Origin of the sequence: Streptomyces sp. NPDC048248, assembly GCF_043201875.1 — a bacterium.
Classification (GTDB): Bacteria; Actinomycetota; Actinomycetes; order Streptomycetales; family Streptomycetaceae; genus Streptomyces.
In genome coordinates this window covers 142,853-166,726 of the sequence record NZ_JBICZL010000001.1, presented here as the reverse complement: position 1 = coordinate 166,726, position 23,874 = coordinate 142,853, and the positions used below count along the sequence as shown (strand labels likewise).

Sequence of the window (23,874 nt, the reverse complement as noted above, 5' to 3'; positions counted from 1 at the left end):
CGCAGGTGCAGGTGCGCATTTTCTCTCTGAGCGCGATGCCGCAAGGCGGGTGCATGAGTGCTTGATGAGCAGCTTCGCCGCCTGTACTCAGGCGGGACCGTCCGGCAGGCCCGCCGGGCTGTTGACGGTCTGAAGCCCGGTGTGCTGCTGATTCTCACCGCCACTACGCCCGTGAGATCCTCTTCGGCCTCCTGCCCACCCATGTCTCAGACGACGGGTTGCCGGCACAGGCCACGTCGCCGTCGCCGCGCTCTCCGCTGAGCGTGGGCCCCGGGGCGGGCCCAGGGTCCACGGCCCGCGTCCCCATGGAGTCGCAGCCATCCCGCTATCCGCCCGGACGCTGAGCGCGTTGCGCCGCGGTGGCCCGTAGAAATGGTTGACGGGGCCACGCACCGGGGTGAATACTCACGCCACCGAACTTAAATGAGATTCAAGTTTGTGCGGCCGGGGGCAGGTCCAGTTCCCCGGAGGCACGGGTGAGCGCGGTCCGCACGGCATCCGTACGGTCGAGCCGCCCGATCAGCACATGCACCGCCAGCCCGTCCAACAGGGCGTTGAACGAGGGCAGGAACTCCTCGGCGGTCACCGGGCGGAAGACCCCGCTCGCCGCACCGTCATGGAGGATCGCGGACAGATCCCGCATCCACCCCTTGTCGAGCCCGTCGGCCGTCCGGCTCATCTCGTCGTTCTCCACCGCGCGCAACCACGCCTCCAGCCAGAGCTTCCAGGAGACGTCGTGCCTGCCCGAGGGCAGGTAGAGCCTGACGTACCGCTTCAACCGTTCACGAGGATCGGCGACGCCCGCCAGCTCCTGTGTCCGGCGCTCGGTCAGCTCCCGCTCACTCCAGCGGAAGGTCTCGGCCAGGATGTGGTCCTTCGAGGGGAAGTAGTACAGGACCCGTGCCGGGCTCATCCCTGCCCGCTCGGCGATCTGCTGTACCTGGATCTCCCCTACGGGCCGCTCCGCGATCAGCGCGAGCGCGGCCTCGACCACCGCACGGCGCGCCTGCCTGCCGCGCTCCTGCGTTCTGCCGCCGCCGCTGCCCGGTCGCTCAGCCATGCACCAATTCCCCTTCACCCGTTCCCCCGTCCACCTGTTCGTTCATCGCATCTGGAGGAGAGTCCTGTGGAAAGTCCCGTGGAGGGTAACCCGCGACGTCGTACCGTGCTGGCGGCTGCCGGTGCAGTCGCGGCGGTGGCCGCCGTCGACAGCTGCTCCGAGCCCTCCGCCCAGGGCCACCAGTCGGCCGACCTCGTACTGACCGGCGGTTACGTCCACACCGTCGATGCCGAGGACAGCACGCATCAGGCGCTGGCCGTCAAGGACGGCAGGATCGTCTACGTCGGCACCACCAAGGGGGCCTCCCGCCACATCGGGAAGGGAACGAAGGTGATCAAGCTCGGCGGCCGTATGGTCATGCCGGGCCTCCACGACGGGCATGTGCACCCGATGTCGGGCGGCCAGGGGCTGCTCGGCTGCGACCTGAAGTACGCCCCGCTCACCGTCAAGGAGTTTCAGGAGAAGATCCAGGCGTATCTGGACAAGACGAAGGCGCAGGAGCCGGACGGCTGGGTGCAGGTGGAGCACTGGTACCTCCAGGCCATGCGACCGGAGGGCACCGCGCTGACCAAGGCCGACCTCGACGCCCTGGACACCAAGCGGCCGATCGTCGTGAAGTCCAGTGACGGCCACACCACTCTGGTCAACAGCCGCGCCCTGGAACGCACCGGCATCACCTCCAAGACCGACGACCCGGGCGGTGGCCGCATAGCGCGTGACGACAAGGGCGAGCCGACCGGCGTACTGGAGGACGACGCGGGCGACCTCATCGCGCGGAAGATCCCCGAGCCCTCCGCCGGAGAGAACCTGAAGATCGCTCGGACCGCCCTGGCCGCCCTGGCCGAGCAGGGCGTGACCACGTTCATGGACGCCATCGCCTCGGAAGGGGGGCTCCGGGCCTTCAGCACCCTCGCGGACCAGGGAAAGCTCACCGCCCGCGCACACTTCGCCGCGCCGGTCAATGTGGACGACAAGGACCCGCTGAAGGAGCCGACCCGGCTGCGCCGCGCCTTCGACTCCGGAAACCGGATCACCGCTCGGCCTCGTATCGCCGTCCGGAACACGAAGCTCTTCCTGGACGGTGTGCTCCAGCACCCCGCCCAGACGGCCTCGCTGATCGACCCCTACCTCGTGCACCAGCACGACCACTGGATCGCGGGAAAGAAGAAGGGCGAGCAGTACTGGGAGCAGGAGAAGCTCAACGACACAGTTCTGAAACTCGTCGACGCGGGCTTCGACCCCCATATGCACGCCATCGGTGACCAGGCGGTACGCGCCGCCCTCACCGCTTACGCGGCGGCACGCGAGGCCGGGCACAAGAGCAACCGCCTCACCGTGGCGCACGCCGAACTCGTCAACCCCAAGGACATACCGCGGTTCGGCAGGCTCGACGTCGTCGCGGCCATGGGCTTCCACTGGGCCAAGCCCGCCCCTGACTCCGTCGACTCGGTCAAGCCCTACCTCGGGGCGAAGCGCTGGGCCCACTACGAGCCAGAGGGCGAGATCAACGAGAGCGGCGGACGCATCTCCCTCGGGAGCGACTGGCCGGTCGATCCGCTCGACGAGTGGACAGCGATCAAGACCGTGATCACCCGCACCGCCGCAACCGACAGCCCGTTCGCCAAGCACGGCACTATGACACCGCACCAGCGGCTCAGCCGTGCCACGGCCCTGCGCGCCGCCACTATCAACGGCGCCTACCAGTTGCGGCAGGAGAAGCACACCGGGTCCCTGGAGAGGGGCAAGTTCGCGGACCTGATCGTGCTGGACCGCAATGTCATGAAGGTCCCAGCGGAGGAGATCGCCGAGACGAAGGTCCTGTTGACGATGGTCGGCGGCGAGATCGTGCACGGCAGCGCCGAACTCGACTGACACCGGAAGAGTGCTGACTGCCCGGAGGACCCTTGCGTTCCGCCGAGCAGGGACGGCTGCCCGCGGGGCGGCCAGGCATGGTCGGCGTCGGCAGCCCCGGCGCTCCGACCTGACCTACCGGCCCAAGGTCGAAGCACGTGTTTCCAGGCTCCAGTTGTGTTCCCGCACCGTTCCCACAGAGGCGAGCCGCAGATTGAGCGGCCCGAACTCGAGCGGCTGCCGACATGGCGTCGAAGCTACGAGCGCCGAGAATGTTTCCTCGCTGAGTGGCCGGCGGACGCGGGGCCGGTTTGGCCCGCATCTGGCCCGCATATTGGTATGTGGTGCCAGCGGCGGAGATTCTCGCGGTACTCCCTGGCAATGTCGCAGCCGCCGTCCAGCCATCCGTGTCAGCCCGACTTCGGCGGCTTCTGCGCGTCGAAAGCGAAGAGAGTGTTCTTGGCCGCGGCCACAATCACCGCACGCCCTGCAAGAGTCACCCGCGGGCTTGCGCCCTGCTGGCCCGTCAAACCGTCAACCTGCGGATCTGTTGTCCACAGGGGTTTGCCATCGTCCGGCGACAGCGCAACCACCCGGCCGGTGGCCGAGCTGAAATACAGTGCGTCTGCTCCCGCAACAGGGCCCGCCGCGCCCTCCACGCCAGTCTGCCGCGACCACTTCTTCCGGCCGGTCGCAGGGTCGAGTGCGGTGACGAGACCGGCCTGCCCGCTCACGTAGACGGTGCTGTCCGCAATGCCGGGCGTCCCCGCGTACGTCTTGGCCAATCGGGAGTACGTGACCTTCCGCGAGGCCGGGTCGACCCGCGTCACCCCGTTGTAGCCGGCCGGATCCGTTCCCTCCATGTGTACTTGCAGGAGTACGAGCCTGCCGTTGGCGGCGCCCATCGGCACAGCGGGGCCGTTGACCTTGATGGGCCTGCCCAGTGTCCCCGAGGCGCGGTCGACCGGGTACAGGGCGGGGTGGCGCACTGCCAAGGCATCCACCTCCGCATCCGTCGCGCACATCGCGACGAGCTGTGGGCCCACCGGGACGGGAGCGCACTGCGTACCCGCCGGGAATGGCGACGTCCATGTGACCTCACCGCTGTGCGCGTTGCGGGCCTCGAAGCGGGAGTTGGAAGCGTCGACCGTCACGACGTCGGAACCGACCACGACGGCGTCCTGAGTGCGACCCGTGACGGCCGTCGACTGGGCGCCGGACGGCACGGACCACAGCTCCCGTCCGTTGTCGGCGTCGATGGCCACCACCTCGCTGGGAGGGCCCTGCGGGGCGTCCTGGGCGGCGAAGCGGTAACCGAGCACCGTGTCGTCGGTGGCGCCCACCAGGTGCATGCCGTTGGCGGGGACGCCGGGGCTCTTCGCCGTCCACACCCGCGAGCCGTCCTTGGCCCTGATACGGGTCGCGATGACACTGCCGCCACCGCAGAACAGCGCGTCGCCGTGCGCGACGCAACGCAGTTCGTCGGGGATGTCCGGGCGGCCGCCGTGCACGGCCTTGTTCCACGGCTTGAAGCCGTCCGGAAGTGCGGCACCCTGCACCGCGGGGCTGCTGCCCTTGTCGCCGCCGCTGTTCCCTCCAAAGCTGCCCGTCGTCAGTGCGGCGACTCCTCCACCGATCGCTGCCACCGTGACCGCGACCGTGGCCGCGATCACGGGACGCCGTCGGCGACGCAGCCTGCGGCCGATGGGGGTGTCGGCGCTCCCCGTACCGGGAGCGGCCGGGGTGGTGGTCGGGGTCGCCGGCTCCGGGGTGGCCGGCTCCGGGGTGGCCGGCGTCGCGAAGTGATGCGCGGTGACCATGTCGCGGGTGCGGCCCGCGCCGACTCCACTCGCGTCGATCTGGTCGAGGTCGGCCGGCAGGTCCCGTAGCAGTACGAGGAGTTCGTCCGCCGAAGGCCGCCCGTTCGGCTCCTTGGCCAGGCACGCCTCGACGACCGTGCGCAAGGCCACCGGCACATCCTCCAGCGACGGCTCCTCGTGCACCACCTGGTACGCAGCTATGTACGGGCTCTCCGCGTCGAAGGGCCCGCAGCCGGTCGCCGAGTAGGCCAGCAACGTCCCCAGCGAGAAGACATCGGACCGCGGCCCCACATCGCGCGGCGCCTGCAACTGCTCCGGCGACATGAAGGGCGGCGTGCCGATGACCCGCCCTGTAACCGTCAGCGTCTGCTGGTCCACGGCGCGCGAAATACCGAAGTCGATGACGCGTGGGCCCTCGGGCGAGAGCACGACGTTCGAGGGCTTCAGGTCACGGTGGACGACCCCCACCCGGTGGATGTCCCGCAGTGCCTCCGCCAGCCCGATGGCGAGCCTCCTCAGCTCCGCTCCGCTCAGGGGGCCCTTCGTGGCGATGCGCCGGGCGAGCGTATGCCCTTGGATATAGGTCGTCGCCATCCACGGCTGTTCGGCCTCAGGGGCAGCGTCGACCACGGCGGCGGTGAACGCGCCACTCACCTGCCTCGCCGCCGCCACCTCCTGCCGGAAGCGGATGCGGAACTCGTCGTCCGCCGCGAACTGCGGGTGGATCAGTTTGATCGCGACAGGACGCCCCGAACTCGTACGGGCCAGAAAGACCGTGCCCATGCCACCCGAGCCGAGTCGCGCCTCAAGCGGATAACCGCCGATCTCGGCTGGATCACCTGCGCGCAGCGACACTCTTCCCGACCTCCCGTCCCTCGTGCACTCTGCCACCACAGAACTGCGTACCTCTCCTGCACATAAATTAGCCGCAGGGCAGTACAGCAGAGCACAGGTGGGTGAGGAACAGGGCCTCGGGGCTGCTCCTGTGCCGCACGCGACGAGGCCTCGCCAAGAGGAGGGCGGGTTCCAGAGCTTGTGGCAACACCGTGGTCGGTTGGCCATCACGCGCTTGGAGAGCCCATCCCGGAAGCGGGAATGCTCCCACGCGCTTCGCCGCCACCCGGACGAGGTCTTAACTCCCCGGCCCCGCGGGGATGGTCCCGCTCCTCCCGGCCGACCCGGCGGCCGCCGCAGGGCAACGCTTGCCGTGACCGAACTGCGCAATACCCCTGCCTGCCGCTGGCGATGGTGAGGACAGGCTTCTCCAGGGAGACAGCCACGTCGGTGTGGAGGGCTCCCATGATGTGGGGCGGCGTGCAACTCGTCGTCGTGGCCGTCGTGTGCCAGGAGCACGGCTCGTGGGCTCAGGAAGCCGGGGCGACTGTTTGCGCGTCAAGTGAGTGTCTATCAGCCCGATACGGGGCCACTCGTGTTGTCGGCCGTCCCCAGCCGGCATGGGGGCAAGGCCCTGCAACGAAGAGGACTTGGTCTCGCACACCAACGCTAAGCTGCTTGAACGTACGCGTCGCTACCTGCGGGAAGGAATCTGTCCATGGCGCCGGCAAGATGCAGCGGGGAAGGGTGGCGGGTACGCGCATCCCAGGCCAGTGACTGGTGACACAACTGGGCCGCGGCGAGTTGTTGTGGATCCCTCTCTCCTGCGTGGGGGACGGCGATGGGCGGCGGTGAAGCTGTGCCAGTCTTTGCGCCGGAGGGCCCAGTCACGTGAAGGGCCACCGCTTCCCGCCGCTGCCGCAAGGGTGCGCCGGGATTACCTGGCCGCAGTCGCACTCGTAGATGCCGCTATCGGGCACCACCTGGCCCGGCAGGAAAGTCTCTCGTTCATATCTCCTGTCTACGCCGGCCCTGGGGCCTGCGCGACGGGGCCACGACGGCCTCTTGCCGGGGGCCGGGCAGACGCAAGCCCGGCTGGACCGGGGGTTCCAGCCGGGCTTGGGCTCTGGGGAGTCAGCGCGTAGATGAGCGCCTGTCCAGTCAGCGGTGTCCGTGAGCGGAACTCGAGGCGCCGCCGAACAGCCGGGCCACGGCCCGGAACGGCGGGTGACGACGGTAGCGATGGCCCCGGTCCTGCAGACGGTCAGCCGATGCTTGAGACGTGGAAGTGCACATGTCTGTGCGCCCCCACTCGGCACGCTGGCGGCCGTCCCCGGCAGCCAGGCGAGGAGCACCGGGGACTGTTGTCCATCAGAAAAAGGTTTTGTCCCATTCGCCCGTGACGAGCGCCTGGACTGCATTCTCGAAACCCTTGGCGACCCTCTGGATTCCAGCGTCCCCTGCAAGGAAGATTTCGCCGTTGCCGGCCAGAAGGACAGCTTCCTCGGTGGAGAACGCTGTTCCGACGATAAGGACGGGCTGGCCGATGCGCTGTCCGTAGATGCGAGCGCTTCTGGGTGTGGAGTGCGCCGCGTCCATTGTCCTTTCGGTGGAGGTCGTGAACTCCGTCTCTCCGTGGCTGTAGGTCCACGTAACGGTGAGTTCGCCGTAGGTCTCCACAAATTTCTGGAGTTCGGTGGTGAATTCGAACCCCTCTTCTGTGTACCGCTGGCGGGCGTCTTCGATGTCCACTGGGTGGACTTCGAAGTGCGCCTTTTGGGCGAGAAGGCTCCGCAGTTCTCGGAGTGCCGATCGCTGAGTGTCCTCGTTCATCCCGTCAACACCTCTCCTCCGAAATCGGGAACCCATGTCTTGCAGTTGTCGCACATCTTGAAATTCTTTCCCTTGGGGTTGACCGTCACCAGATCGATGTTCTTGGGATCGGCTCCGTCTTTGCTCGCGTTGGTGAACATCCGGCGTTCAGCACAAACCGCCGGCGGCCGACCGGAGGGATGCTGCGACTCCTCTGGCATTGCGTCGATGACTGCTTTCTCATGACCGGTTTCCGGGCCGCTGTCGCCTTTCCGGGCCGCTGTCGCCGTAGTAAATCGCACCGGTGGTCCGCTTTTCCGCAGTGCGGCCCGGCCGCACGTCGGGATCACTGCCTGACGTCACGACAAGCTCACCACCGGGTCGGCACCCGGAGCGCCGTCGTCGAGGCCGACGAATCCCAGATCAGCGATGGCGCCGAGCCCGGCGGCCCGCAGGTGGGTGGTGAGCGGGCCCTCGTCGGGCTTAGAGGTCCTAACAAAGGCGTTGGACGTGGCGGTGGGTGATCAGGCAGGTGGCGAGGTTGAGAAAGGCTTCGTGGATGTCGTCGCGTCGTTCCCAGCGAATGCGCAGGCGTCGGAAGCCGTGCAGCCAGGCGATCGTGCGCTCGACGACGTACCGGAAGATGCCCAGCCCGGTGCCGTGTGGCTGGCCGCGTTCGGCGATCACCGGGGCGGATCCCGCGCTGCCGCAGCAGGCGCCGGTACTTGTCGTGGTCGTAGCCGCGGTCGGCGAACAACAAGTCCGGCTTCTGGCGGGGGCGGCCGACCACGCCCGCCACCGGCGGAACCTTGTCGATCAGGGGCAGCAGCTGGGTGACGTCGTTGCGGTTGCCGCCGGTCAGCGACACCGCGAGCGGGATGCCCTGCCCGTCGGTGAGGACATGGTGCTTACTGCCCGGCCGCGCGCGATCGACCGGGCTGGGCCCGCTTTTGGGCCCCTGCGCGCCGCCCTCACATGCGAGGCATCGATCGCCGCCCGCGACCAGTCCAGCTGGCCCGCCGAACGCAGCTGGGTCAGCAGGACCAGGTGCAGTTCCTCCCACACGCCGGCCTCGTTCCAAGCGGCCAGGCGCCGCCAGCAGGTCATCCCTGAGCCAAAGCCCAACTCCTGGGGCAGGTACTCCCATTGGATGCCGGTATGCAGCACGAACAGGATCCCGCACATTGCTTGGCGGTCCGGAACCCGAGGTCTTCCCTCGACCTTCCTCAGGCCCGGCACCGGCAACAATGGCTCAATCAGCGACCACAGCTCGTCGGACACGATCCACGGCCGCGCATCCCGCTTCCCCATGACCAGAACAACGAGGGACCAGCCCGACAGTCACATGATCAATCACTTCTGTTAGGACCTCTTAGCCCGGCCGGGCCGGAGCGCAGCGGGCACAATTCGGGTTCGAGATTCACGGCCACCTCGACCGAAAGTGCCTTCCCAATTCGGTCGCTGATGATCGATGTTCGTGCCGCCGGCTGCCCTACCGAAGAGGGCGGCGCTTGCCACGGGGGCTCTTTGTCAGTAGGCGGTGCGGTCGCTCTTGGCCAGCCACGTGTCAAACGGGTGAGTGCGGTTGGGCAGGTTGAAGTGCTCGACTGCCAGTGGCCACACCGAGCGGGGCTGGTTCTCGAACAGGTCGTAGAAGTTGCGGTCGTCGAAGCCGGCGACTGCGGCGTCGTCCCGATCGGCGGAATAGACGAGCCGGTCCACGCGTGCATACAGGGCAGCGGCTAGGCACATCGGGCACGGTTCACAGGACGTCACCAGCACGCAGCCCGCCAGGGAGAAGGTATTCAGCTTCTTGCAGGCGGCGCGCATCGCGCTGACCTCGGCGTGCGCGACGGGATCCAAGGCGGTAGTGACCTCGTTGCGCCCGGTGGCGATGACCTCTCCGTCCTTGGCGATCAGGGCGCCGAAGGGGCCGCCGCCGCTGGTCACGCTCGTAGTGGCCAAAATGATCGCCTCTTGCAGCCAGACGCGCTCCGGGCCCGGGATGTCTGTTTCCTGGGTTTGCGGGGTCATGACGCTCCTTCGGAAAGATGAGATGGGCGGTGGGGTCTCGCTGCGTGTGGACGGGCGACTGTTCAGAGGGCTGTGGTCCGCCGTCATAGTGCTGTTCCGGCACAACCGGTGGTGGGGGAGGTCCAGGCCGGTGTCGTTCCGGAAGACGTGGATGACAACCCTGGTGGCGGAAGTGGAAATCGACTCGCCGCCACCGCGTTGTCCCGCACATGCGCGTTCACACAGGCGCGGAGCACACCGGACGATCCAGTGGCAGAGCCAGTACCCCTAGGCTTCGAAGTTATACGCACTGCTGCAAGCTGCCGGTGCCCCCACGGCCCGCTGACCCGAAGACGCTCCGTCTGTCGGTTGAGCCTCGGCGATCTCCTGGAGATCTGGGTGAAAGAGGAGGTTCGGCAGCTCGTGTAGGTGAGGTCTCCGTCAGCTACCGATGAGCCCTGTCGTGGATGTCCGGCTGGCGCGGGAGCCCCACCACGTCGGCGGAGTGAAGGCGACATCCAGCGTCGCCCACCACCGTGCGACTCCCCGGTACACCGCCCCACACACGAGCCCCTCTCGCCACGGCTCCACGATCCTCCCAATGCCACCGCTGCACGGCTACCGCCGAGGGGCTGCCTGCAGAGCTCGTTGACGTTGTGCTTCTCGCTCGGCTCCCCGGCCGGTGCGGAAGCCGGCCCAGACCCGCTGCTCCCGGCCCCCGCGTCCACACACCTCCACGCAACACCCCCCGGCACGCCAAGGTCTAGGCCGCGACCAGAGCGGACACCACGAGCGTGCCGGCAGGCCCGTGAGGACAGGACGTCGAGGCGCGACCCGGTCGGTGTGGGCCTGTACGACCCGCGCCCCGGCGAGCGGCGCCGCTGGGACCGGTCCGGCGACACGCGCTGGCGGCGTCCGATATCGGCGCACTGACCGTCGGCGAGCACGTCTGCTACCCGTACGGCGCCGCCACCAGCCGCAACCGCGAGGTCCAGCCAAACAACGCGACTCAGTGGCGCATGAAGTCCGATGCACACGAGCTCGGCGCGCGGGTCTACGACCGGCGCGGCATCACCGACACACCGGACGAGGGAAACCACCTGCTCGGACTGCTCCGGTTCAAGGCCGGCACCGGCGGTCGGGCCCTCGGCCCTTCCCGTACCGGTTCCGCTGTCATTCGGGAGGGCAGCCTCTGCCTTTCGGTAGAGGCGGGTCGTCCGCAAGGTGCAGGGGACTGTCGTAACAAGCCGTCGATAATCGAGGTCATGTCGTCCAGTGCTCCACCTGCCATCGAGAACCGCCTGTCCCGGAGCCCCTTCGCCGGGCCCGGAGAGGATGGGCGGCGGTTGTGGCGGGCGGCGGGCGAGGCGGTCCTGGCCGGGGTGGTGGTGCTGCTCACGTACCAGGCGGAGTCGTGGATTGCGGCCAGGCTGGTGGGTGGGGTGTCGGTTCTGGGGGTCTTCGGCGTCGCGTTGGTGCTGGTGCGGCGCCGTTTCCCGGCGGCCAGTGCGCTCGGGCTGGCGGCGCTGATGGGGGTGGTGCCCGCTGTGGCGTTGCTGACGGCGGTTGCCGCGTACACCGCGGCCCGGCAGCTGGGGACGCCGCGGCGGCGTGTTGGTCTGCTGCTCGGGGCGGCCGTCTCGACAATGGTGGTCTGTGTGGTGTCCGCGCCCCCTCTGGACCTGGGCAGCTGGTTGTTCGGCCTGGCGCTGAGTGCGGTGCTCGCCGTCACCACGGTCGTTGTGCCCGGTCTGGTCGGCGTTGCCGCGGGGCAGCAGGACCGGCTGGTGCGGGCGTTGCGGGAGCGCACCGCCGCCGCTGAGGAGGCGCGGCGGCTGGTGGACAGCGAGTCCCGAGTGCGAGAACGGTCGCGTATCGCGGCGGAGATGCACGATCTGGTCGGACACCGGCTGAGCTTGGTCTCCCTGCACGCGGGCGGGCTGGAGATGGTGCTGCGGAAGGATGCGCCGGAGCTGCGGGACGAGGCCATCGTGGTGGGCCGTGCCGCCCGCGATGCCATGCACGAGCTGCGCCAGGTGCTGGGGGTTCTGGGCCCGGTGGGGCGGGATACCGGCACGGATGCGCTGACGGACGCGACGGGTACGAGCGCGGATATCGAGGCGCTGGTCGAGGAGTCACGCGGCGTCGGGATCCCCGTCGAGTTCTGCTGGGAGGGACCGGATCTCGGAGGGCGGCCGGCCCTGGTGCGGCGGGCGGTCCACCGCGTGGTGCGCGAGGCGCTGACCAACATTCACCGGTACGCGGCCGGGGCCCACGTGACCGTCGCCGTTCGCCACGCCGACGAGCGGGTGGAGGTGCGGGTGCGCAACGGCGTGCCGCCGGTGCCGCCCGCCGCGGCGACTGGGCTCGGCACCGGGCGCGGCCTGACCGGGCTGCGGGAGCGGGTGGCGCTGCTCGGCGGCGACTTGGAAGCGGAACGGACGCCCGGCGGTGGCTTCGCCGTGGCGGCCGACATCCCTGCCGACCCCGGGCCCGGCGCGGAGGCGACGGCAGCGGAGCCGTACGAGAAGGGGCCGGGTGGCCCTGTCGCAGAGCCCGGCGGTGGGCTATCCGCCCTCCAGAGGCGTGTTGCCGGTGCCCTCAGCGGGCTGCTAGGCCTGGCGGGGGTGGGCCTGATGATGTTGTTCGGGCTCATGCTGGTGCACGATGCGCAGATCGGCGCCCACTACCGCAGCGAAGAAGAGCCCCGGGTGGGGATGTCACGGGAGCGGGTGGAGCGGGCCGTGTCCTTCGACTCCGACATGGTGCGCGCGGCCGCCGCCGGGCGTGAGCCGCCGCGGCCGGCTTCCGCCACGGAGTGCCTGTATCCGTACGTGGGCGAGGAGACCAAGGGCGGGCGGCTGCAGATCGTCCGCTACTGCTTCCGGTCCGACACATTGATCGCGATCGACCATTTCACGGTCCCTGTGGTGACTGAAACGGTGACCGGACCGTCCCGTGGGAAGAGGACGCATGACTGACCAGAGCGATACCCGGGGTGACCGGGCGGGCGCGCCGATCCGGGTGCTGCTCGCCGACGACGAGGAGATGATCCGGCACGGCCTCCGGCTGATCCTCCGGCACGCCGACGGCATCGAGGTGGTGGCCGAGGCCGTCAACGGCGCCGAAGCCGTCCGGCTCGCCGCCGAACACCAGCCCGACGTGGTGCTCCTCGACATCCGCATGCCCGTACTCGACGGTCTCGCGGCCGTCGGACCGCTGGTCGCCCTCGCCCCCGAACCGCAGGTGGTCATGCTCACCACCTTCGGCGACGAGGAGAACGTCACCCGAGCCCTGCGGGCCGGTGCCGCCGGGTTCCTGCTCAAGGACGAGCGGGCGGAGGAGCTGATCAGCGCGGTACGGGCGGCGGCAGCGGGGGACGCGGTCCTCTCGCCTCGCGTCACCGGAGCCGTCATCCGGCGGATGCTGAGCGGTGCCGGGGCCGCCGCCCCGGACGGCAGGGTGGCGGGGCTGACCGACCGGGAGCGGGACGTGCTGGTGATGCTGGGGGAGGGGCTGTCGAACCTGGAGATCGGCAAGCGGCTCGGCATCGGTGTGGGAACGGTCAAGACCCATGTCGGGTCGATTCTGGGGAAGACGGGGTGCGGCAGCCGGGTGCAGGCGGCGGTGCTGGCGCACCATGCCGGGCTCATGGGCTGAGCACCCCGGTCGGGGCGCCGTCGGCTGTCTTTGGACGACCTGTCGGCTCTCCCTTCGGACAGAGGGGGCGTGGTCCGAGAGGACGACGCGGCAGTGGCGGATCTGTCGGTCGGCAGGCGGCGCATTCCCGACCTGAGGGCGACGGATTCGGGGGTGCCGCGCGGCCACGATGGTCGGGAGTCCGCACCCCGTTCCAGGAGCACTTATGCCGCAGCCTGCCACCGCTACCGCCCGCCTCCGCGCCTCGTCCGGCGTCGCCGCCTGCGCGACGAGGATGACCAAGGTCTACGGCGAGGGTGAGACCCGTGTCGTTGCTCTTGACTCGGTGACCGTGGAGTTCGGGCGAGGCCGGTTCACCGCGATCATGGGGCCGTCCGGCTCCGGTAAGTCGACGCTGATGCACTGCATGGCGGGGCTCGACGCCATCTCCAGCGGGTCTGCCCGGATCGGCGCCACCGAGCTGTCCGGGCTGAAGGACCGGCAGCTGACCAGGCTGCGCCGGGAGAAGATCGGTTTCATCTTCCAGGCGTTCAACCTGCTGCCCACGCTGGATGCCTTGGAGAACATCACGCTGCCGCTGGACATTGCCGCCCGTAAGCCCAACCAGGAGTGGCTGGAGCTGATAGTGGGGGCGGTCGGCCTGGCCGGGCGGCTGCGGCACCGCCCGTCGCAGCTTTCCGGTGGTCAGCAGCAGCGGGTCGCCGTGGCCCGCGCGCTGGCCGCGCGACCGGAGATCATCTTCGCGGACGAGCCGACCGGCAACCTCGACTCCCGTTCCGGCGCGGAGGTGCTGGGCTTTCTGCGGGATTCGGTACGGGAGTTGGGGCAGACCGTGGTGATGGTCACCCACGACCCGGTGGCCGCTTCTTACGCGGACCGGGTGGTCTTCCTCGCCGACGGGCGCGTCACTGACGATCTGCCCGCTCCCACCTCCGCGGCCGTGCTGGACCGGATGCGGCTCTTCGACGCCAAGGGGCGGGCGAGCTGAAGCGGTCCGCAGCCGCTCACAGCCCGCATCCCGCATCCCGCATCCGCACGCCGCCACCTCGCACCCAGGACGGAACCGACCACATGCTGCGTACAGCCCTGCGCAACGTCCTTGCGCACAAAGCCCGATTGATCATGACCGCGCTCGCGGTCCTGCTCGGTGTCGCCTTCGTCTCCGGCACCCTCGTCTTCGCCGACACCACCGCGAACGCCTTCCGCAACGCCTCGGCCCAGAGCCTCAAGGGCGTGGCCGTCTCCGTGCGGGCGGACGCGACCACCACCGCCCCTGATATGGCGGGCATCGAGGACGGCCGGCGGGCCGCCGTCCTCGATGCCGCGCTGGCGCGGAAGATCCGCCAACTGCCCGGCGTCGCCTCGGTCCGCCCCACCGTCCACGGCCAGGCCATCCTGGCCGGTAAGGACGGACGCCCGGTCAACGCCGACACCAACGGGCAGAACCTGGCCACCAACTACCTGCCCGGCCAGGACGGCAAGGACAGCCACTTCCCCGTGAAGGAAGGCCGCGGCCCCACCGCGGAGAGTGAGCTGGCCCTCGACGCCAAGTCTGCCGCGCAGGCCGGCTACCGGATCGGCGACACCGTCCGCTTCGCCACCGACGGGCCCGCCCTGACCAAGAAGCTGGTCGGTATCGTCTCCACCGATGTCCCCCAGGCGACCGCCGGCGGCACCCTCACGCTTTTTGACACCAGGACCGCGCAGAAACTGTTCCACCATCCTGGCCAGTTCGACGAGATCGCGGTCGCGGCCGGCCCGGGGACCGACGAGTACGCGCTGACGGACCAGGTGCAGGCGCTGCTCCCCGAGAAGGAGGGTGTCAGAGCCACCAGCGGTGCTGCCCTGGCCGCCGAGCAGTCCGCCCAGATCGCCAAGAACACCGGGTTCCTCACCAAGACGCTGCTGATCTTCGCCGGCATCGCGCTGTTCGTCGGCGTGTTTCTCATCGCCAATACCTTCACCATGCTGATTGCCCAGCGCAGCCACGAGATCGCGCTGATGCGGGCCGTGGGCGCCTCGCGCCGCCAGGTCATCGGCTCCGTCCTCATCGAGGCCTCCCTGCTCGGCCTCGTGGCCTCCGTCGGCGGATTCGCGCTCGGCCTCGGCATCGCGACCGCCATGCGCCCGCTGCTCAACACGACGGGCGCCGGGCTGCCCGACGGGCCGCTGGTCATCTCGCTCGCGGCCCCGCTGGCCTCGCTCGCGGTCGGCGTCCTGGTCACCGTCCTGGCGGCCTGGCTGCCGTCCCGCAGGGCTGCGAAGATCGCCCCCGTGGCGGCGCTCTGCAGCGTCGACCAGGCCCCGCCCGCCCGCGCCCTGAGGGTCCGCAATGTACTCGGCACCCTGCTCAGCGGGGCCGGGGTGCTGGTGATGCTCTACGTCTCCACGCTCAGGAGCAGCAAGGAGTCGAACCTGATGGTCGCGATGCTCGGCTCCGCGCTGACTCTCGGCGGCGTGATCGTGCTGGCCCCGCTGCTCTCCCGGCCGTTGATCGCCCTGGCAGGCAAGGTCACCACCCCCTTCTTCGGCGTGGGCGGCAAGCTGGCCGAACAGAACGCGCTGCGCAACCCGCGCCGCACCGCCGCCACCTCCTCGGCCCTGATGATCGGACTCGCCCTGATCACCGGTCTGACCGTCGGCGGGCACTCCGCTCAGAGCGCCATGGCCAAGGAGGCCACCCAGGGTCTGACCGCCGATTACAAGGTCAACTACAGCACCGCCCGCGGGCTCGACGCGGACGCCGCCGACAAGATTGCCCAGGTGCCCGGGGTCGCCGCGGCCGCCTCCGTCACCACAACGCAGCTCGGCACCCAGGGCGAGTACGCCGTCATCACCGGCACCGACCCGGAGGCGCTCGGAAAGGCCGCACAGCTCGACTTCCACGCCGGCTCGCTGCACGACATCGGCCCCGGGAGGATCGCGATCTCCGACGAGTTCGCCGCGCGGGCCGGGCTCCAGGTCGGAGCCACCCTCGACGCCGAGATGGGTGGCGGCATGGACAGCAGCAAGTCCCAGAAGCGGAAGCTGACGGTCGTCGGCATCTACGCCAAAACCCGCGCCGCGGACGAGGTGTTGGGCGCGCTCGCCGACGTGCTCCCGTACTCCGTGACGAAGAACCTCGACAACGTGCTGGTCAAGGCCGAGCCAGGCAGGACTGCGGGCCTTGAGCGGAAGATCCGTGCCGCGCTCGGTAACAGCCCGCTGCTGAAGGTGCGAAGCCAGCAGCAGCTCATCCAGGACAACAACGAGTCGGTCAACACGGTCCTCAGCATGATGTACGGGCTGCTCGGCATGGCCGTCGCCATCGCGATCCTCGGCGTCGTCAACACCCTGGCCATGTCGGTCTTCGAACGCACCCGGGAAATCGGGATGCTGCGGGCCATCGGCCTTGACCGCTCCGGGATCAGGCAGATGATCCGGCTGGAATCAGTGGTCATCTCACTCTTCGGCGCGGTCCTCGGCATCGTTACGGGCATCTTCCTGGCCTGGGCCGGAGGCGGCCTGACCACCTCCTCGATGCAGGAGTACGAGACAGTCCTGCCGTGGGGAAGGCTGGGCATCTTCCTGGCGCTGGCCCTGATGATCGGCGTGCTGGCCGCCATCTGGCCGGCCCGCCGGGCAGCCCGCCTGAACATGCTGCAGTCCATTCAGCCGAGTTGAGCCACGCGGCGCCACCCGCCACCCGGGCCGCGACGAGGTGCCGCTCGCGAAGCCTGGACGCCGCGATCTGCCCCTGTACGGCCCCCGAAGAGCCCTCTGAATAGCGGCGCGACCGATCAGCGGCCGACGCCCGAGCAGTTCCCAGCAAGTTCCCAACAAGTCAAGGAGATCCGCATGTCCACACTGTGTACCACCCCTGCTCGTAGAGGCTCACGAAAGGGCAGTCTGGTGGCGGGTGCACTGGCCACCACCTTCCTCACCGGCATATCGCTCATCGGCTTCCCCACCCCGGCCCACGCTGCCGACGGCAACACCTACTTCAAGACCGAACAGGAAGTCACCGACTTCCTCAGCCAGAGCGCGCCCCTGAACCAGAAGGAATCCGTCAAGGGCTACCCGGTTCAGGGACAGGACCCACAGGAGGTCAAGCTCGACGACGTCGAGGCGGTCTACCCGCACGACCAGGCGCTCCAGGACATCCCGTCCAAGCTGGGCAGCGGATTCAACCTCCCATCGGAGATCACCACCGACGAACCCGACATCCGCAGGAGCAGCAGCAACGACAAGGAGCCGTGGCTGGACAACTGGGACGCCAAGTCGATGTGCGGCCAGCCCAGCCATACCCCCGGCGGCGAGCCTCAGCCCTGCGGCTTCGTCGGCGTGCTCGACACGAAGTACCCGACCATGCAGACCTCAGCGGCAGTGATGGGCAAGGCGCAGTTCTCCTACAAGACCCAGGCCACGGTCGGCCAGGACACCAGCCAGACCAGTGGCTGGTCCGTCGGAGGAAAGGTCACCTCACAACTGCAGACCCCCGGCGGGCCGGGCGGCGGCACGGCCGGCACGGAGCTCAGCTTTGAATACAGCCAGTCGACCACCACCACCAACAAGTGGACGACCATGACCGAGCAGAACAACACCTACGACGTCCCGGACGGCGTCTCCGGGTGGGTCGAGGGACGCGCCAACGGCGGAAAGTACATCGGATACATCGTCTACAAGCTCGACTTCACATCCGGCAACGGCGACCGAAAGCAGAAGATGGTCCTCATTCCGGCACGTGTCCTGATCCAGGCACCCGGCAACTCGGTTCCGATGACGTTCGTCAAGCGCCAGGGATAGCAGCACACATCCCTGAACCACCTGGGGTGGGGTGGTCCCGCGTCCCTGCGGCGGATGCACATGGGGCGGGGCCACCACCCTGCGGCGACGTCCGATCACACCCCGCCCGCCGCCGGCCGTCACTCGGACTTCCGGTAGAGGCAACCGCCCCCGGCGGTGAGACACCGATACGTCGCAGGAGGACGGCGGTGTCTCACCGTGCCGGGATCGTCAGTAATCGCTGTTCGTGGCCGCACGCACCTCGGCGAGAGTGGCACCAGCCGCAGCTCTGGCCCGCTCGTTGCCTTTCACGCAGCGCCCGGCGGAGGTAGGCGCGGTCCTGTGCATATTCGGTTCGGCGGGTACTTGTTGACCGCCTCGGTCACCGTCTTCTTCAGCGCGGCGGATCCCGCAAAGCCGATGTCTGCGGCCACTTCCTGGGGGTGCGGTCCAGGCAGAGGGGCGCCAGCAGGAGGAGGGAGGAGACATCTGGGCGAGTGGCCGGGTCGTAGGTGATGTGGCGCTCGGAGTCGGTTTTGGCCCCTTGACCAGGCGGGCGGTCTCGTCGGCGTCGGCAGCCAGGGTGATGGCGTTGCGGCGGCTCTTGCTCATCTGGTGCCGTCCGTGCCGAGCAGGAGGGTGCGCTCGACAGCAGGGAGAGGATGTCCGCGACTTGGCGGACGGGGTAGGTGAGCATCAGGCCGCTGACGGCGGACTGGCGCGAGTGGGCGATTTCGTCTTTGACCGTGGGGTCGCGGTTCAGCACGGACGGAGACGAGGCTGAGGAGGGCAGTAACAGCTGGTTGAGCGCGGGGCGGCGCTGTGCGTGAACATCGTGCTGCGCTCCGGGTCCACGCCGATGGCGAGGTAGTCCAATACCAGTTCCTCGACGTGCTCGGTCAGGTTGTCCGCTACATCGCGGTCGGTCAGGACCTGGTAATCCGCGATGATCACGACCATCTCCACTCCGAGGTCCTGAAGACGTACTGGGGCGAAAGAGGTCATCGCCACGACACTCCTCTCACTTCCAACCAGGTTCGAAGCGCAAGCGACGAATGGTGTGTGCGTGCTTCGCGGCGCGCCAGCCCACCGCCGGTGACGGACACATCCGGCTGACCACCCAGCAACACCGCACGTCTACGCCGCAGCGCCTCTTCGACTCCAAGCCGCCGGCGCCAGCCAGCAGCAGGGCATCGCCCGGAGGGCTTGCAGGAGATCTACTTCAAGGACCGCGGTCGCCGCGCCGACGACCTCCAGGTCGAATTCACAGACATCGACTACATGGAGCTCGACTTCTGAGAGTTGAGGGCGAGTGGAGAGTATGCCTTCCTCGTGACTGAGAGCACTTCACTTGGCGAGTGAGCGCTTGGGTGGGCGGGCTGAGCGTCAGAGTGCGGCGCCGGTGGCCCACCGCCCGTCCGGCACGGACCTGCCGCGCTACGCGCCCACATGGTCGTGGCGTGGGCTCGGTCGGAGGGCGCCTGGGTGGGTTACGCGGTGGTGTGGGCGGGCGAGGCCATCCGGGCGAGCGCGACGCGCAGCGCGGCGTTGAACTGGTCGGGGAGCTCCTGGTGTGGCATATGGCCGGCGCCTGCGATCACGCTGACCGTGGCGCCGGGCGTAAGAGCGGCGCAGGTCCGGGCCACTTCCAGGGGGATCGCGGTGTCCAGCTCACCGTGGAGGTAGTGGATCGGCACCTGCAACCCAGGCAGCGTCGGGCGCGGGTCGTGGTCCTCGGCGCGGGCCTGGTGCTCATCGATGTAGACGCCGGAGTCCAGGATCTGGCGGACCGTCCAGTCGATGAGCGCGGGCGCGGTGCCCGGCGCGTACCACCCTGGCACCCAGCCGGCGACCGTACCAGCCCGGTCCCGGCGCAGACCGGCCACGAGCTCCGCCTGAGCTTGAATCTTCGTCGACGGCCAGTACCCCGGCGCGCCCACGAGAACCACTCCTGCGACCAATTCGGGTCGCTGCAGGCTCAGTTCAGTGGCGAAGGTGCCGCCGATCGATGAGCCGATGACCACCGGCCGGTCCAGCCGCAGAGCGTCGATCGCTGTTACCAGGTCGCTAACCACCCCGGCAGTGGTGTTGCCCCGAACGGGGCGAGCCGATCGCCCGCAGCCCCGCCAGTCGACGGTGACGACCCGGTGGTCCCGGGTGAAATCGGGCAGCTGAGCGCCCCAGGTCCGGCCGCTGGTGCCCCAGCCGTGCAGGAACAGCAGCACCGGGCCGATCCCCTCGTCCTCGTAGTGGAGCGTGGTGTCATTGATGTCCAGGCTGGGCATGGCGGTCTCCCTCTGCCTCGTGGGCCCTTGCGGGCCGCGCGGTTCGTGATGTCCCCAGCCAACCGCGATCACCTCCGCCGGCCAATGAGCGATCCGCGTCTACACTGATCGCGAACGGTGATCAATGCTGGTCGTGGTGGACAGGGGGCCGGGGTCATGGAACTGCGTCAGCTGCGCTACTTCCTCACCGTGGCGGAGGAACTGCACTTCGGCCGTGCCGCCGAGCGGTTGCACATCGTGCAGTCCGCGGTCAGCCAGCAGCTCCGCCGACTCGAACGCGAACTGGGTACGGAGCTGTTCGCCCGCTCCACCCGCACTGTCCGCCTCACCGAGGCCGGCGACCGACTCCTCCCGTACGCCAGAGAGATGCTCGGCCTCCAGACGCGCGCCCGGGAGGCCATCGACGAACTGCGCGCCGAACACGCCGTCACGGTGCGCCTCGGCACCAGCTCCGGGCTGGGTGACTGGCTGGACGCCATACTCACAGAGTTCACCCGGCGCGCCGGATACGCTCCGTTGGAACTTGTCACCGGCAGCACCGAGCAACGCCTGGAGCAGGTGCGGGCCGGTGACCTGGACGCCGCCCTGCTGCGTGGTGAACGGACCGAACCGGGGCTGGAGTTCCTGCCACTGTGGCAGGACGTACTGATGGCGGCGCTGCCCGCGGGTCACGAGTTGGCCGGGCGGGAGACTGTCGAACTGGCCGAGCTCGCGGATCTGCCGCTGCGGCTCTCCCCGCGCTCCCGCAACCCCGCACTCCACGACGTGGTGATGCGTTCCTGCCGGGCGGCCGGCTATGTGCCCGCCCTGGGGCCGGAGTTCACCAATGACCAGGACACCCTCGCCTCCATCGGCCACGGCAAACCGTCCTGGACGGTCTTCTACGCCTCGCATGCCGGCCAGCTCCCTGTTCCCGGCGTGGTGTTCCGTCCCCTGAGCGAACCGGCGCCCGTCATGTGGACCTACCTGGCGGTACGGAGTGGGCCGCCCCGGGCCGAGCTGCGCGCCCTGATTGAAGCCTGCTACGAGGCGGCCGAGAGGGGCCGGGCGTAGCACCTGGCCCGGGATGTTCAGCGTCGACCATGACTCGAACCTGGAACCAATGATCCGCCCGCCGTCGGACGCCGAACGGCGCCCGACGGCGTTGAGGAGGGCTGGCCGCCCCGCGCGAGTTCGGGCAGAGCGGCCTCGTCGCCGACGACGAGGGAATGCCGCTCGGCGGCAAGGGGCCGGCACTTAGGTGAGGCGGGTGTAGTAGTCGGCGTTGACTCCGGCCAGGACGGCGACCTCCTCGCGGCGCAGTCCGGCGACTCTGCGGGGCCCGTAACTCGCCATGTCGACTGCCTCCGGCCGCAGGTCGGCGCGGCGTGTGCGCAGGAAGTCTCCCAGGTGGTTGTCGTCCATGTGTTCAGGCTGGGCGAGGGCTCGGTGTGCTGCCTGGGTGTGCCATGCCCAGGCAGCACACGTCCTGGTTGAGAGCCGGTGGCCTGCCCAGACTCGGTGGAGCGGGAAGGACCGCACCGTTTGAGGAGAGGAGTCCGCCATGGCCGGGACCGTTGAGGGCGACCAGGTCGGCGTGGTCGGGGTGTGGGTGACCGCGGATGGTCACATACGGCAGGAGCTGCTGCCGGACGGTCGGTACGACGAAGCCCGCGGCGAGCGGGCCGGCGCCTACACCGGCCGGTACACGGTGACCGGCCGCCACTTGGACTACGTCGACGACACCGGCTTTACCGCCACGGGCGACATCCGGGACGGAGTGCTCTATCACGAGCACCTCGTGCTCTACCGGGAGCAGAAGCACTCGTAGGGAAGGCCGGGCCCGTGACCGCCCTGGTACCGGGGTGCGACTCCGCCGTCGGCACACCAGGGCCGACACAACAGTCATCCAACATCAACGAGAATCAAGGACCACCTTCATGACAGGACAACGACTTGACGGCAAGGTCGCGCTGATCGCGGGCGCGACTGGCGGCCTCGGCACAGCGACGGCCGAGCTCTTCGCCAGCGAAGGCGCCCGGCTGGTGATCACCGATGTCGCCGAAGGCCCTCTGCGGGAGCTGTCCCACCGGATCGAGGCACGCGGTGCGGAGGTCGTCGCTGCCCGCCTCGATGTCTCCTCGGCGCGGGAGTGGGACGAAGTGATCACCGTCGTGCGCGACCGGTTCGGAACGCTGGACGTGCTCGTGAACCTCGCCGGCATCCTGGACTGGCCAGGTATCGAGGACACACGGGAAGAGGCGTGGGACCGTGTCATTGACGTGAACCAGAAGGGCACATGGCTCGGCATGAAGGCGGCGATGCCGCTCCTGCGTGCGAGCGGCAACGCGTCGGTGATCAATACGTCGTCGGTTCTCGGCCTGGTGGGAAGCGGTGCGGCTGCGGCCTACCAGGCGTCCAAGGGGGCCGTGCGCCTGTTGAGCAAGACCGCCGCGGTCGAGTACGCCAGGCAGGGAGTACGGATCAACTCGGTGCATCCTGGGGTGATCGCAACGCCGATGATCCAGGACCTCCTGGACGATCAGGGCGTCCAGCAGCCGGACATCCAACGCACCCCCATGCGCCGAGCCGGCCGCGCCGACGAAGTCGCCCCCGCGATCCTTTTCCTGGCCTGCGACGATTCCTCGTTCGTCACCGGCGCGGAGCTGGTGGTCGACGGCGGGCTCACCGCGCACTGAACGACCCAGCCGCGCGACGACCACGACGGCCTGCCTCGAACGCCGCACCCCGTGAGCGCGTCAACGGCCTGGCCCACCTGACCCGTTCACGCACTGCCCAGCTTCAGACAGCCCGCACCGGCGCCGGCCCTCACATCCACTTTCTCCAGGGACCACACCATGACACCTGCAACCGCGTCCGCCGAAGCATCCGAATCCACCGAGTTCGCCGGGAAGACCGCCCTCGTCACCGGGGCCGCGCGGGGCGTGGGCAAGGAGACCGTAGCGCTTCTCCACGCCCGCGGCGCCCGCGTCGTCGCCGTCGACCTACGACCTGACATCACGACTCTGTCGGAAGAGTTTCCCGGCCTACTCGCGATGCGCGGCGACATCACGCGAGAAGAGACCGCCGCCCGCGCGGTGCAATCGGCCTTGGGTACCTTTGGAGGACTGGACATCCTGGTGAACAACGCCGGACGCACCTTGAACAAGCCCATTACCGAAACCACCGCCGAGGACTGGGACGCTGTGATGGCGGTCAACGCCCGCGGCTCGTTCTTCTGCGCCCGCGAAGCCTTCCGGGTCATGAAGAGCCGCGGTGGCGGTGCCATCGTCAGTACCGGGTCCTATGCCAGCACCGTAGCCCTGCCCGAAGGCGTTGCCTACAGTGCGTCGAAGGGCGCTCTGGCACAACTGACCAAGGTGTTCGCCGTCGAGGGCGGGCCACTGGGCATCCGCGCCAATCTCGTTGCCGCAGGCGTCATCGAGACCGATTTCCTCGACACGATCCGCCCCGACAGCCGCTCATACCTGGCGTCCTTCGCCGAGGCGCAGCCCTTGGGTCGAGTCGCGCAGCCCGAAGAGATCGCCGAGGCCCTGTGCTTCCTGGCTTCACCACGCTCCAGCTTCATCACAGGAGCCGTGGTCGCCGCTGATGGCGGCTTCACCGCGGTATAGCGCCGCACCAGGCAATGTGTCTCTGGTGGCCACGGCTCGTAGTGTCTGAGCTAGTGGCTCGTCTTGCATCGTTGGCCGGGTATTCGACGGGTTGCCCGGCAGTCAGCGGGCCAGGGCGGACAGGTGGGCCGCCGCTTGTGCACGCGATTCATGTCGCCTGA

17 protein-coding genes and 4 pseudogenes are annotated in these 23,874 nt (G+C 68.9%); 10 read left to right on the top strand and 11 right to left on the bottom strand.

Annotation, left to right across the window (positions count from 1 at the left end):
- Window positions 1-430 precede the first annotated feature (430 nt).
- Window positions 431-1,060, bottom strand: a complete 630-nt coding sequence (locus tag ACGFZW_RS00825) for a TetR/AcrR family transcriptional regulator (RefSeq protein ID WP_393890817.1) — start codon at window positions 1,058-1,060, stop codon at window positions 431-433.
- A 66-nt stretch (window positions 1,061-1,126) separates the two neighbouring features.
- Here ACGFZW_RS00825 and ACGFZW_RS00820 point away from each other — a divergent pair, with 66 nt between their 5' ends.
- Window positions 1,127-2,932, top strand: coding sequence for an amidohydrolase (locus ACGFZW_RS00820; protein ID WP_393890816.1), 1,806 nt, complete (start codon window positions 1,127-1,129; stop codon window positions 2,930-2,932).
- 389 nt (window positions 2,933-3,321) lie between these two features.
- Here ACGFZW_RS00820 and ACGFZW_RS00815 read toward each other — a convergent pair whose 3' ends face one another.
- The 7 genes and pseudogenes from ACGFZW_RS00815 to ACGFZW_RS00785 all read right to left on the bottom strand — a co-directional run bounded on the left by ACGFZW_RS00815 (window position 3,322) and on the right by ACGFZW_RS00785 (window position 9,411).
- Entirely contained in the window at window positions 3,322-5,586 is a 2,265-nt protein-coding gene (locus tag ACGFZW_RS00815; protein WP_393890815.1) for a PQQ-binding-like beta-propeller repeat protein, read from the bottom strand.
- A 648-nt stretch (window positions 5,587-6,234) separates the two neighbouring features.
- On the bottom strand, window positions 6,235-6,456 hold the full coding sequence (locus tag ACGFZW_RS00810) for an RNaseH domain-containing protein (RefSeq protein WP_393890814.1): 222 nt from the start codon (window positions 6,454-6,456) through the stop codon (window positions 6,235-6,237).
- A 270-nt stretch (window positions 6,457-6,726) separates the two neighbouring features.
- Window positions 6,727-6,815 (bottom strand): annotated as a pseudogene (locus ACGFZW_RS00805) (LPFR motif small protein); the annotation flags it as partial.
- Between the two features lie 121 nt (window positions 6,816-6,936).
- On the bottom strand, window positions 6,937-7,398 hold the full coding sequence (locus ACGFZW_RS00800; RefSeq protein ID WP_393890813.1) for an SUKH-3 domain-containing protein: 462 nt from the start codon (window positions 7,396-7,398) through the stop codon (window positions 6,937-6,939).
- The gene (locus tag ACGFZW_RS00795) at window positions 7,395-7,679 is read right to left on the bottom strand and encodes a hypothetical protein (protein ID WP_393890812.1); all 285 of its coding nucleotides are present in this window, start codon (window positions 7,677-7,679) and stop codon (window positions 7,395-7,397) included. Before ACGFZW_RS00795 ends, ACGFZW_RS00800 begins: the two co-directional genes overlap by 4 nt.
- A gap of 190 nt (window positions 7,680-7,869) precedes the next feature.
- Window positions 7,870-8,688 (bottom strand): annotated as a pseudogene (locus ACGFZW_RS00790) (IS5 family transposase).
- Between the two features lie 219 nt (window positions 8,689-8,907).
- A complete protein-coding gene (locus tag ACGFZW_RS00785) occupies window positions 8,908-9,411 on the bottom strand; it encodes a nucleoside deaminase (protein WP_393890811.1) in 504 nt (167 codons plus the stop codon).
- Window positions 9,412-10,655: 1,244 nt separating this feature from the next.
- Here ACGFZW_RS00785 and ACGFZW_RS00780 point away from each other — a divergent pair.
- The 5 genes from ACGFZW_RS00780 to ACGFZW_RS00760 all read left to right on the top strand — a co-directional run bounded on the left by ACGFZW_RS00780 (window position 10,656) and on the right by ACGFZW_RS00760 (window position 17,835).
- Window positions 10,656-12,371: a sensor histidine kinase gene (locus tag ACGFZW_RS00780; protein WP_393890810.1), complete on the top strand. Its 1,716-nt coding sequence runs from the start codon at window positions 10,656-10,658 to the stop codon at window positions 12,369-12,371.
- The gene (locus ACGFZW_RS00775) at window positions 12,364-13,050 is read left to right on the top strand and encodes a response regulator (RefSeq protein WP_393890809.1); all 687 of its coding nucleotides are present in this window, start codon (window positions 12,364-12,366) and stop codon (window positions 13,048-13,050) included. Before ACGFZW_RS00780 ends, ACGFZW_RS00775 begins: the two co-directional genes overlap by 8 nt.
- 205 nt (window positions 13,051-13,255) lie before the next feature.
- Window positions 13,256-14,038, top strand: a complete 783-nt coding sequence (locus ACGFZW_RS00770; protein WP_393890808.1) for an ABC transporter ATP-binding protein — start codon at window positions 13,256-13,258, stop codon at window positions 14,036-14,038.
- 83 nt (window positions 14,039-14,121) lie between these two features.
- On the top strand, window positions 14,122-16,713 hold the full coding sequence (locus ACGFZW_RS00765) for an ABC transporter permease (RefSeq protein WP_393890807.1): 2,592 nt from the start codon (window positions 14,122-14,124) through the stop codon (window positions 16,711-16,713).
- Window positions 16,714-16,887: 174 nt separating this feature from the next.
- The gene (locus tag ACGFZW_RS00760) at window positions 16,888-17,835 is read left to right on the top strand and encodes a hypothetical protein (protein WP_393890806.1); all 948 of its coding nucleotides are present in this window, start codon (window positions 16,888-16,890) and stop codon (window positions 17,833-17,835) included.
- 210 nt (window positions 17,836-18,045) lie between these two features.
- Here ACGFZW_RS00760 and ACGFZW_RS00755 read toward each other — a convergent pair.
- Window positions 18,046-18,801, bottom strand: a pseudogene (locus ACGFZW_RS00755) (tryptophan--tRNA ligase); the annotation flags it as partial.
- A 503-nt stretch (window positions 18,802-19,304) separates the two neighbouring features.
- On the bottom strand, window positions 19,305-20,099 hold the full coding sequence (locus ACGFZW_RS00750) for an alpha/beta fold hydrolase (protein WP_393890805.1): 795 nt from the start codon (window positions 20,097-20,099) through the stop codon (window positions 19,305-19,307).
- 156 nt (window positions 20,100-20,255) lie between these two features.
- Between ACGFZW_RS00750 and ACGFZW_RS00745 the strand changes: the two genes are divergently transcribed.
- Window positions 20,256-21,152, top strand: coding sequence for a LysR family transcriptional regulator (locus ACGFZW_RS00745; protein WP_393890804.1), 897 nt, complete (start codon window positions 20,256-20,258; stop codon window positions 21,150-21,152).
- Between the two features lie 189 nt (window positions 21,153-21,341).
- Here the strand turns inward: ACGFZW_RS00745 and ACGFZW_RS00740 are convergent.
- Window positions 21,342-21,503: pseudogene (locus tag ACGFZW_RS00740) on the bottom strand (transcriptional regulator); the annotation flags it as partial.
- A gap of 139 nt (window positions 21,504-21,642) precedes the next feature.
- Between ACGFZW_RS00740 and ACGFZW_RS00735 the strand changes: the two are divergent.
- The 3 genes from ACGFZW_RS00735 to ACGFZW_RS00725 all read left to right on the top strand — a co-directional run bounded on the left by ACGFZW_RS00735 (window position 21,643) and on the right by ACGFZW_RS00725 (window position 23,713).
- A complete protein-coding gene (locus ACGFZW_RS00735) occupies window positions 21,643-21,909 on the top strand; it encodes an Atu4866 domain-containing protein (RefSeq protein ID WP_393890803.1) in 267 nt (88 codons plus the stop codon).
- 109 nt (window positions 21,910-22,018) lie between these two features.
- A complete protein-coding gene (locus tag ACGFZW_RS00730; protein WP_393890802.1) occupies window positions 22,019-22,777 on the top strand; it encodes an SDR family NAD(P)-dependent oxidoreductase in 759 nt (252 codons plus the stop codon).
- 159 nt (window positions 22,778-22,936) lie between these two features.
- Window positions 22,937-23,713: an SDR family NAD(P)-dependent oxidoreductase gene (locus ACGFZW_RS00725; RefSeq protein ID WP_393890801.1), complete on the top strand. Its 777-nt coding sequence runs from the start codon at window positions 22,937-22,939 to the stop codon at window positions 23,711-23,713.
- Window positions 23,714-23,874 lie beyond the last annotated feature (161 nt).